This window comes from Bacillus cereus group sp. N21 (genome assembly GCF_016483395.1).
GTDB lineage: Bacteria > Bacillota > Bacilli > Bacillales > Bacillaceae_G > Bacillus_A > Bacillus_A pseudomycoides.
In genome coordinates, this window is sequence record NZ_JAEHBX010000108.1 from 1 (window position 1) to 10,721 (window position 10,721).

Below are 10,721 nucleotides of genomic sequence, written 5' to 3' on the forward strand. Positions count from 1 at the left end.
TTAAATCGAAATCACTACGATCGATTTGGACATTTGATAAAAGGCTTGTTTACAATTGTGATAAGAGAAATATTATTGCGGAAAACTCAACTAACCAAAGGTCCTTGGTTAGTTACGATTAGTATAAGCATTTCGCTTGCTGTTGCTGCATTATACGAAATCATCGAATGGTTAGCTTTTAAAATAGCAAAGGGAGGAAAAGTAGTAAAAGACTTTTTAGGTATGCAAGGCGATATATGGGATGCACAATGGGATATGTCACTTGCCTTAGTGGGTTCGATTCTTGCGTTAGTCACCCTTTCAGCATTACATAACCGGCTGTTAAAAAAGAATTAATAAAAGAGTAAATGTAGAGGAATCTGTGTAGTATTGTCATGTATAAATACAAACAGAAGATAGTGATTTCATGGATGGAATTATAGAAGAAGTAAATGAGCAGTAACGATGCTAGTACCAGAGGAAATGGAAGTGTAAGAGCAGGACGCAGCACTCCCACAGGAACGTCAATACGGTTTTGGTGAAGGAGATGGCTTTCGTCCAAAATATCATCGTTATAGATGACGACGTTTCCCACTCCGAACTTTTCTAAGATTATTTTTATATCCTTACTATTATCTTTAAAATCTTTTCCCCCGCCCTAACAGGCAGTAGACTCTCACCTAAATGTTCAGAGGAATCAAAGAAGAAAGGTGAGGGCATCACTGCTCCTATTTGTGGTGAACGCCAACAGGGGCGAATCCCCACTGTTGGAAGCTTCACTTTATTCACGAGACATCTACTTTTTTACTGGTAAAGAAAAAGTTTCTTCTCTATTCATCTCAGTATGGATAAAAACAAACTGCTTAATCATTTCATTTAACCCCTTCGCTGCTTTTGTAGGAATTTGATGCTTTACGTTATCAATGAATTTCAATTCATTACATGGCAATTTCCCATGTAGTAGTTTCGCGTGATCATAAAATGATTTATCTTTCTTACCATAAACCAACAAAACCGGAAGCTCAATGTTTCTAAGCTGATTGGTACAGTTATAGTGCAAACTATAACGATAATACTGCTCGATATTTTGAGCATTTCCTTTTCGAGCTTCTTTAAACATTTTTCTGAACAATTTATGTGTATTTGAATTGCCCCATGAAATAGACAATGCTAAAAATGAAACTGCCCCTGTTTTCGCAAGTTTCACGCCTAGTGAAATCTTATTCTTTAGATATCCATCCCTGACTTCTGACATTCCTCCGATTAGAATACCTCCTAAGGCACTTTCGACATAAGTCAACAAAAATTCTAATGCGACAGAGCTTCCGGTCGAATATCCGCATATGAAGGCTTTTTTGACTTCCAAATGATCCAATAAACGTCTAATATCTTCAACAATCAGCGGATAGGTTATCGGCTGTCTTGAATACTGACTCTTTCCGTGTCCTCTAATATCAAAAGCAATCACTTTAAAATCTTTGGATAATTCCTCTATTTGGTACTCAAAATTTACACAAGTGAGTACAGGAGGATGAATAAAAACAATAGGAATTCCTTTTCCCTTTACGGTATAATACAGACTACTACCGTCCACATTCAACATTGGCATGTATTTAATCACCTCAATAATCTGATATCATTCCTAACTATTCTCTAAAGAAAAAAAGCAACTTTCAAAAAATGATGCATAATAATAAATTGAATTATTATTAGATAATAAACATATTGGTATAAATGCTAACCATTTAAACCATTTGTAAGAGGATTAGAAATAGAAACAAATTCAAAATCTAATCGGTCAGCTCTTTTGTTTAACATTGAAATCCCAATTATCCCTTAAATCTCATCTGTCCTAGAATGATTTTGAATATATGATCCAGGGCTAGGCAAGGCCTTTTTAACATGTTGATAAATAAATCGCCCTTTTTTAGCATGATTATTATAGCACTTCACTTCATTTCGTTTAATAAATGAACATTGTGTAAATGGATTTTAACCGAGGTATCATTCTTAATTTATCTAAGTTCCATCAGAAAGAGTAACAGTTTTCCCTTTGTAACGAGTAAGTCTTACACGTAAAATATTGTCCTTGTGAGTTTCATTTATAAGTTAAGCGCGTGAATTTGTAATATATAGAATCGATAAAATTTCAAATCGTTAGTACATAGCTTTTCAACTTGCTTTCATTTTCCCTTTTGAATTTCTGTTACTATTATTTTGCATATTTTCAATAAAAAATATTTAGGAAATCTTAGGCTTTTTAGGAAAGAAAAATGAAGAGGTATTAGCATAAGTTGGCATTATAAATTTCTATAAAACAATGCAATATAAAGCATGTGAAATTGAACTTAGTGTTTCTTTTTCCCAACTTTTTTACAGGGGGCAAAAAATGAATATTCTTAACTTCTTGATGTCATTATTCAATTCTGGAAGAAGAACTCAGCAAATGTTTAAATTGTTTAGAAATAGACGAAATAATAGAGGATGGATTTGGGTTTCTTTACTAGGATTAGGAACAGTTGTTGGTGTAGTAGCAACGCGTAATTCAAATATGATGAAACCGGTCCAACGTTTGTTCCAAGGTGTTCAAAATACAACAAGAACATTCGTTCCACCCAAGGTAAATTTGGCAAATATGGAGTTTGCCAATGAAATTACGCCTAACAACCAAAAGAAACAAGGGAATCAAAATCAATAACTATCGCGAATAATAAAAAACTCGTCTTTTAGTCACGAGTTTTTTATTATTCTTAATGACTCTATAGCTGTATCGAATCAGTTTTTCCATTTTTATTGTGCAATTTCACTTCGTTTTTAAGAACCATCTAACATGACTTATTCTGTACGATTCGTTTAGTATTTTTTAAATCTTAGTCAATGTATTCATTCTATAAAGATACCCAAAATTTAGAAATCATACTTTTGGTAGAAAATAGCTATTATAAATAGTGAATTCATGATTATAAGGAGGAATTTAATTATGACAGTAATTACTAAGCTCAAACAAACTATTTCTGGATTAAAAAGTGCTCAAGCAAGTTTAGAAGGATTTGTTCTTGATACTGACAATCAGCAAGCAAAACAACTGTATCAAAATGCAGCTCAGCAAGCACAGACAATTATTGATTCTTTAGAACCACGTGTTCAGGAGGTTCAACAAGAGGAGCCTCAGTATAATCAATAAAACGCAGTAATCTTCAAATCTTTGGCAGAGGCCGGATTATGGCTAGATTTATATATCTAGAAAGTATTTATACTTTTTTAGGCTAATTGAAAAGAGATGATTTAATTGCATCCTTTTTCTTTAGGTAACAAATCAACAAATAACAAATTTTTCGTATCTTATATAACAGTAAGCAAACCCCAATTTCTTTTTGTTAGCTATTATTAACATCCAAAATGTCGACTTGTTCCACATTTAAATGAGTCAGATACCTTATTATATAGAAGTTTTTTACTTATAGCGCTTGCTTTTCACAAAGCACTTTTATAAAGTGCTTTGTTCTATTTGTAGAATAGGCATTTTTATTTCTCTTTACATATTTTTCTAAAGTTGACACACACTCGCTCTAAGCCGGTCGAACTAGCGATTTCACTCTTTTAAAGACTAGGAAAACAATTAATTTGCCGGTCAAGCTCATGAACCCCACAGGCAGACATCTCATAAAGTTGACGGTCCAAACTAAAAAGAAAAATTTTGTATATTTTGTAAACATCTGCACATATTATCCTTAAGCCGCTTGGGCTGCGGTTGTATTCTATTCAAACTGGCAATCTTCACTTTACCCGGCAGACAGCTTAAAACGTTGTCTGCCAAATCATTAATATTTTTGTATAAAAAAGCAGTAAAATAAATAACCGGTTCCTTAACGTACAGGGAATCGGTTAATTTGTGTCTAAAATGTGTCTAAACGTACAATTTTCTTTTTTTGATATGGTGACCCCATGCCCATCAACTTAAGAAAATAAATCCACCCTAAAACGAAAAACATGTGTCAATAATTTTAGTATGTGCTTGTATTTTACCAAGGGTGATGACGATCAATATTACGATTAACAACAACATTAAAGTTCATAAAAATAAACAGAATGAATAATTGACAAAAAATGAGAATAGTAGTAATCTAACGTAAAACATACGCTACCGTATTTTACTGGAGAGATGATATGCAATTAACGAGGGAAGATTGGATAAAAGCAGGATTACAACAATTAGCTGATGAAGGGATACATAAAGTTCGTATTGAAGCACTTGCTCGATTGCTAAAAATAAGCAAAGGAAGCTTCTATCACTATTTTCGTGACCATCAAGAGCTTTTAGATTCTATGCTCGACTTTTGGGAAGTACATGCAACAAAGCTGATTGTTCAAAGTATGGAGCAACAGGATGCCTCTTTAGAACAGCTATTACAGATTAGTTTTAATCGAGATAAAAAAATTGAGAATGGTATTTATACTTGGGCTAAATATGATCCTGTTGTGGAAGCACGTTTAGTAGATATGGAAGAACAGAGAATTTCTTGTGTTGCAAAATTGTATCAAAAAATGGGCATAGACGAAACTGAATCAATTGATCGAGCGAGACTTGCCTATTTAACGTATGTAGGATGGATGACAAGATTTGAAGCAAATCCTAATTTTGATATTGATAAAATGGTTGAGCTTTTAACTTCTTTCAGCGGGTGTCCAAACATCCGCTGAAAGAAGTTAAAGCCTCCGGCGGATGTCACGGAATTATGCCGAGGCATAATTGATTACTCGATTATAAATGTCCCTAATATGGTTATAAAACCTGAAGGGACAAAATTTCCACCATAACATACGGTAGTGTATGTTTTATTTGAAGTTACGACATTGGGGGCGAATAAATGAAATTACTATTAATATTAGTAGCTGTAGGGCTTCTGTGGTTTATCAGTTTTTTGCATATTTATTGGGCTTTTGGAGGTCGATGGGGTTCTGCCGCTGTTCTCCCAGTAAAAGAGGGAGAACATAAGCCTGCTTTTACTCCGAGAATATGGGGAACATTATTCGTAGCCATTCTTATTCTAATGGCTAGTGTCATAATTGTTGTTCAAGGAGGTTATTTGCAGGGGTTCCAAGCAAATAGTTTATCTAAAATCGGAAGTATTGTCTGTGCTTTAGTTTTCATTATTAGGGCAATTGGTGATTTTAAGTTTGTTGGATTTTTCAAAAAAATTAAACATTCTCAGTTTGCTAGATACGACACTTGGTTTTATAGTCCATTATGTTTATTCTTTGGCTTTGTCTATATCATGTTGTTGTTTTAATAAGTATAATGAATTCCCTATTCATGACCAAAGTACTTTAAACAAACTTTTGCTTAGTGAGATACCTCCCCATACCCATCAAGCTAAGATTTCAAAGTACCCCTAAATGGAAATTTTGTGTTTTTATAGCACGGAAGTTTATTTTTATCGTTTTGGGGGTAACTTGTTTTCTTAAGTTGATGGACATGGGGTATCGCCACATCGCCATCAAGCTAATATTTTTAGGTACCCCAAAACGAAATTTTTATCTCTTGACAGTTATTTATGTAAATTCAGCTCGTTTTTTTATTTTGGAGAACAACCAAATCCTTAAGTTGATGGATGTGCAACAGAACCTTTAGAAGTATAATTTTTTCTGCAATTAAACTGTAATGAAGTAATAACAACATCTTCAACTTATTTTCCATGTATTTTAACTTCGCTTAGAAATATTTGCACCAGAATCCAATTTTATTTTAATATTAAAAGAGATTAAATTGAATGGAGTGAATATTATGTCAAATGTACTTGTAATAAACTTTCTTGGGGAAGGTCATGTTAATCCACTTTTAGCTGTTGTTAGTGAGTTAATTCAACGCGGAGACAGCGTTGTTTCGTATTGTATTGAGGATTATAGAAAAAAGATCGAAACAACAGGTGCAGAGTTTCGATCTTTTGAGAATTTTTTCTCACAAATTAATTTTATGGAACGAGTACATGAAGAGAGTAGTCCTATTACAATGTTATCTCATATAGTGGAAGCAACAGAACGTATTGCTACTCAAATTATAGAAGAAACAAAGGGAGAAAAGTATGATTATATGATATACGATAATCATTTCCCTGTAGGACGTATGATAGCTAATATTTTACAATTACCTAGCGTTGCTTCATGTCCAACTTTTGCTCTTAACCAATATGTTACTTTTAATGCTGCGCAAAAATCAAAACAAATAGATGAAACAGATCCATTATACCAATTTTGTCTAACAGAAATGGAAAGATGGACAAAACAGTATGGAATGAAATTCAACAGTCTGTACGACATTATGAATCACCCTGGTGATATTACAATTGTATATACTTCTAAAGAATATCAACCATATTCTGATACATTTGATCCATCATATAAATTTGTTGGTCCATCGATTACTACTCGTAAAGAAGTAGGAGATTTTCCTATTGAAGATTTAAAAAATAAAAAAGTTATTTTTATTTCTATGGGAACAGTTTTTAATGAGCAACCAGGGTTATATGAGAAATGCTTTGAGGCTTTTAAAGATATAGAAGCGATCGTTATATTGGTTGTTGGTAAGAAAATAAATATAAACCAGTTTGAAAACATTCCATCTAACTTTAAATTATATAATTATGTTCCGCAATTGGAAGTATTGAAACACACGGATATATTTGTTACGCATGGCGGAATGAATAGCTCAAGTGAAGCGTTATATTATGATGTACCATTAGTTGTGATTCCAGTGACAGGAGATCAGCCTTTAGTTGCGAAACGAGTAACAGAAATGGGAGCCGGAATAAGGCTTAATCGTAAAGAATTAACTTCTAAATTGTTACGTGAAGCTGTACAAACAATAATAAATGATGTGACATTTAAGGAAAATAGTCATAAAGTTGGAAAATCGCTTCGGGATGCTGGAGGATATAAAAAAGCTACTGAAGAAATTATAAAATTTATGTCTAATCATCAAACGTCAAAATAATATAAGGATTCGACCAAGACTAATATCTAAAAGTTTACTTTCATATTTATTGTTTTTATAACTAATTTTCTCAATATGGATATCATATACTTTTATGGTTTTAATATTCAAAATTAACAGAAATTATAATATAATACAAATGTGATGGTTATCACCCTAATTGTTTTCTCCTTATGCTAAGGATAAGATCGAGTCCTCGATCTTATTTTTTTTGCTGTGAAGAAAGTGAATTATAAAGGTACGTTTTAAGGACATAGTTTTTATGATGAGTTTTGGTGAAATTTTTTGATTAAAATTAGAGAAATAACGATTTAAATATAAATGTCCCAAAAATAATCGTTTTTGGGAGTTTAATTTCATTCGTAAACGTATGAGAAATTAATGAACATTCGCAAATTTTTAATTGAAGGTTTACAAACATTTTTTATGAAGATTACGCATGTTTGTAAAAGTGTACCTTTTGATACTGTACAAACAAATTAGTAATAAATTTCTCAATCTGGATATTGTCACTGTTTTTATCTATAAGGGGGTCAGCCGAGATACGTGTAGAACCAGGCTATAGGAATACAGTATTTACCAACATTTAATTATTGAATATATTAGTAAGAAAATGAATATAGAAAACAAAGTAGTTTAGACAGTTCTAAAACAAAACAAATTTAGATTCCTTGATATTTATAGCAAATTACACATTTTAATTAAGACCTATACGTATATACATATTTCTAATGTCTAATAATAACCTTGTAATACTATGCTGTTCAAAGGAGGAATTTATTAATGAATGAAGATGTTAGTTATAATATGTATAAGCGGACTTAGTGGATCTGCTGGTATAAGTGGTATGGAGAAGTTACGTGACAAGTTGCGGGGGGAATTAGCGCCATTGAGTGTTAATCCTGACAATATATTTAGGAGAAGTTGGAATACTGACCATGATAGTGACCCTTCCGGAGCTCCTGATGCTAATGACATTAATTCTGAAATAGAACGACGAACAACAAATCCTAGTTATTTGGCGATAATTGGACATAGTTATGGCGGATGGGCAGCTTGTAAAGTATCGAAAATAACAAATCGGGTACCTGATTTTGTTGGATTAATAGATCCTGTTTTTGGACCAGACAATAATATGGGATCAGATGATGTACCTAGAGGAGATTTTATTATCAATTGGTACCAAAATAACAGTATCGTGAACGGTGATCCTTGTACCGGTATAGGAAAAATACCTTGTTCTAACAGCGGTGGAGGTTTGGCTTGTGGTTACCAAAATGTAGAAGGAGCTAACAACATACAAGAAGAATTTATGAAAGATTGGGATGGAAATAGAAATCGCGTTTCTTGTGTTGGTGGACATAAACATATACTAACATCTCATATAGATATAGATGAAGATGACTGGATACATCGCCAAATTAGAGACCATCTATATTATGATTTAAGTAGAATGATTTCCCCAGGTCCACTACATAGACGTATATATGAGACATTGAACGATTCTAAGGAATAAAACATAGATGGAGCCCTTTTTGTATAAGGGCTCCATCTATGTTTTATATTTTTATAATGGGTTTCAGCCCGAGATACGTGTATTTTTGATTATTAGACTTACTTTTATTTCCAAACAAAACTTATTGAACCTATAACTATATTTTCTTACGTCTATTACAATAAAAATTCTGTCTCTGTCTATTATGGGTGTACCCTAATTATCCATTGGTTAATTACTGAAAACACTTCGTTTCAATTGTATGATTAGGGTATATGATAATAAGTTAAAAAATAATAGATAAAAACCCCGATTTTAAATCGAATTGGAAATAAAAGTAAGGCTATGACCTGTTTTTACACGTATCTCGGCTGTACCCCTATAATATTCAAAATTAACAGTTAATGTAATATGATAAAAAAGTGATGGTTATCACCCTATTTGTTTCTCCTTATGCCATAGATAAGACCGAGTTTCTGGTCTTATCTTTTTTATTTATATATTTTCTTTGGGGATGAATGGGTAAGTGGAATATGTGTAAAATTTGATATACTAAAAGAAAAATTAGGATGATAAGCTTATGCCAACAAAAGAATTTCAAGATACTGTACAACATTTTTCTTCTTTCTTATTAAATAAAGGACGGAAGCCTTCTACAATTAAACGATATGTTTATGATATTGAAGACTTTGGTCATTGGTTGCAAAAATCTAAAAAACTCCCTACACGCAATATATGGACGACGATTGGTACAAAGGATTATGAAGCGTATTTCTATGATTTAAAACAGCAACGACAGTACTCTGATAAAACAATGCATCGTGTCTATATTGTCTTAAATAGAATGTATCAGTATTTACAACTGCCAAATCCGTTAGAAGAGATGCAATTTAGTATTCAACCCAATCGTGCGTTACGTGATGAAGACTTTATTTCAAAAGAGGAAGAAAAAAGGTTAAAGTATATTTTAACTTCATTAGAAGAATTAACGGAAAAACAACGTTCTGTTCGTCCAGTACTTATGGATCGCAACATTTCTATTGTACATTTACTCATCAATAATGGATTATCCTTACAGGAACTTGTAAGTTTACAGATGAAGCACGTTCATTTTGAAAACAATATAATCTCAGTACCAAAAATAGTGGGTATAGAAAGAACAATCCTTTTAACTGAAGATGATAAAAAACGATTGTTTAACTATTACAAGGTCATTCCCGAACCTGTTCGTCCCAAATATCATAGTAATGATCCATTGTTCGTAGCCTTCGATTTTACTCGGAATACCTATCATTGGTCATATGAAAACGATGCGCCGAAAGCCCTAACAGAGATTGCTGTTCAAAAAATGATTCGACTTGAAGTTGCTCGAGCAAATTTACGTAAAGGGATCTCAGCGCAACACTTACGGAACACGTTCATTTTACGACTTATTGAGCATCATGTTTCAGAGGAAGAAATTATAAAACAAGTAGGCTTTAAATCTAAACTTTCGTTAAAAAGATATTATGATTACATCAATCAAAAATAACGGAGGAAGACAACGTGGAAAGAAATGAGAAACAGGAAATACAGTACATAAGAGTGTACACATTAAGGGATAAAAGTACAAAATCCATTAAAGTTGCGTCCTGGCGAACTTTTAAAGATGAAATGAGAGTTCTAGGTATAAAGGAATCAGATATTTTTCAAATTCAGTTAATAGAGAAGCAATAAGAGAAAAATGAAGGGAGTATGTTGCAATGAATAAAGGAGATGCTATTTTACGGTTACTTATGGAAATGAAGTTTGAAATAAAAGAAGTAAAAGAACAAATGGAACAGATGCAAAAATCTCTGGAAAACATAGAGAAACAAAGCCTAACTAAACAAAGTGAAACCTCTTCGACTGTTTCTAAAGGAAATCGTGATTGGAAATATCCCTCTAAAATGAAATAAAATTGATAACAGTTACAATACAAATTAAGGAGTACGGTATTGGTCTGTACATTGATTTGTCGCATCTGTAAAAATTAGGTGAAGGTTTTTCGTTTGCTTTGGAGAATACCTAATCCAATATGAAAATAGAAGTTAGATCGATTGCACTGGTATTATGTTTTTTATAATCTACGCTCAGATACGACTCAAATATATAACAAGGAATCACTGGAAAGGAGATTGGGATGAAAAAAGGAAAAGGATTATGTGAACTGTACCCCGAATCGTGGACACTTAAAAAAAGTCCATGCTTCGGGGTTTTTGTGTATCTTTACACTCA

General features: G+C 32.6%; 11 protein-coding genes. 9 read left to right on the forward strand and 2 right to left on the reverse strand.

What is annotated here, in order from left to right; all coding sequences use genetic code 11:
- The coding region (locus tag JDS96_RS28435; protein ID WP_199668819.1) for a DUF2238 domain-containing protein at nt 1-336 on the forward strand (336 nt) is incomplete at its 5' end.
- A gap of 439 nt (nt 337-775) precedes the next feature.
- Here JDS96_RS28435 and JDS96_RS28440 read toward each other — a convergent pair.
- Both JDS96_RS28440 and JDS96_RS33360 read right to left on the reverse strand, forming a co-directional pair.
- Nucleotides 776-1,588: an alpha/beta fold hydrolase gene (locus tag JDS96_RS28440; protein ID WP_098610047.1), complete on the reverse strand. Its 813-nt coding sequence runs from the start codon at nt 1,586-1,588 to the stop codon at nt 776-778.
- Between the two features lie 410 nt (nt 1,589-1,998).
- On the reverse strand, nt 1,999-2,085 hold the full coding sequence (locus JDS96_RS33360; protein WP_374221020.1) for a YkoP family protein: 87 nt from the start codon (nt 2,083-2,085) through the stop codon (nt 1,999-2,001).
- Nucleotides 2,086-2,368: 283 nt separating this feature from the next.
- On the opposite strand from JDS96_RS33360, the gene JDS96_RS28445 reads away from it, so the two are divergent.
- From JDS96_RS28445 to JDS96_RS28480, 8 genes are all read left to right on the forward strand, one after another.
- Complete coding sequence (locus tag JDS96_RS28445) at nt 2,369-2,677, forward strand: hypothetical protein (protein ID WP_098610046.1); 309 nt, start codon at nt 2,369-2,371, stop codon at nt 2,675-2,677.
- Nucleotides 2,678-2,959: 282 nt separating this feature from the next.
- On the forward strand, nt 2,960-3,163 hold the full coding sequence (locus JDS96_RS28450) for a DUF1657 domain-containing protein (protein WP_033678948.1): 204 nt from the start codon (nt 2,960-2,962) through the stop codon (nt 3,161-3,163).
- Between the two features lie 983 nt (nt 3,164-4,146).
- Nucleotides 4,147-4,680, forward strand: a complete 534-nt coding sequence (locus JDS96_RS28455; RefSeq protein ID WP_199668820.1) for a TetR/AcrR family transcriptional regulator — start codon at nt 4,147-4,149, stop codon at nt 4,678-4,680.
- 167 nt (nt 4,681-4,847) lie between these two features.
- Nucleotides 4,848-5,270, forward strand: a complete 423-nt coding sequence (locus tag JDS96_RS28460; RefSeq protein WP_199668821.1) for a DUF3995 domain-containing protein — start codon at nt 4,848-4,850, stop codon at nt 5,268-5,270.
- A gap of 494 nt (nt 5,271-5,764) precedes the next feature.
- Entirely contained in the window at nt 5,765-6,970 is a 1,206-nt protein-coding gene (locus tag JDS96_RS28465; RefSeq protein ID WP_199668822.1) for a macrolide family glycosyltransferase, read from the forward strand.
- Nucleotides 6,971-7,757: 787 nt separating this feature from the next.
- Nucleotides 7,758-8,486, forward strand: a complete 729-nt coding sequence (locus JDS96_RS28470; RefSeq protein WP_199668823.1) for a hypothetical protein — start codon at nt 7,758-7,760, stop codon at nt 8,484-8,486.
- A 559-nt stretch (nt 8,487-9,045) separates the two neighbouring features.
- Nucleotides 9,046-9,996 carry a tyrosine-type recombinase/integrase gene (locus tag JDS96_RS28475; RefSeq protein WP_199668824.1) on the forward strand — a complete coding sequence of 317 codons (951 nt, stop codon included), beginning with the start codon at nt 9,046-9,048 and terminating at the stop codon, nt 9,994-9,996.
- A 211-nt stretch (nt 9,997-10,207) separates the two neighbouring features.
- Nucleotides 10,208-10,402, forward strand: coding sequence for a hypothetical protein (locus JDS96_RS28480; protein WP_003205237.1), 195 nt, complete (start codon nt 10,208-10,210; stop codon nt 10,400-10,402).
- Nucleotides 10,403-10,721: the final 319 nt, after the last annotated feature.

Coding starts and splice junctions, on each gene's coding strand:
- JDS96_RS28455 (WP_199668820.1), top strand. CDS start 4,147: ATGCAATTAACGAGGGAAGATTGGATAAAAGCAGGATTACAACAATTA.
- JDS96_RS28445 (WP_098610046.1), top strand. CDS start 2,369: ATGAATATTCTTAACTTCTTGATGTCATTATTCAATTCTGGAAGAAGA.
- JDS96_RS28450 (WP_033678948.1), top strand. CDS start 2,960: ATGACAGTAATTACTAAGCTCAAACAAACTATTTCTGGATTAAAAAGT.
- JDS96_RS28475 (WP_199668824.1), top strand. CDS start 9,046: ATGCCAACAAAAGAATTTCAAGATACTGTACAACATTTTTCTTCTTTC.
- JDS96_RS28440 (WP_098610047.1), bottom strand. CDS start 1,588: ATGCCAATGTTGAATGTGGACGGTAGTAGTCTGTATTATACCGTAAAG.
- JDS96_RS28470 (WP_199668823.1), top strand. CDS start 7,758: ATGAAGATGTTAGTTATAATATGTATAAGCGGACTTAGTGGATCTGCT.
- JDS96_RS28460 (WP_199668821.1), top strand. CDS start 4,848: ATGAAATTACTATTAATATTAGTAGCTGTAGGGCTTCTGTGGTTTATC.
- JDS96_RS28465 (WP_199668822.1), top strand. CDS start 5,765: ATGTCAAATGTACTTGTAATAAACTTTCTTGGGGAAGGTCATGTTAAT.
- JDS96_RS28480 (WP_003205237.1), top strand. CDS start 10,208: ATGAATAAAGGAGATGCTATTTTACGGTTACTTATGGAAATGAAGTTT.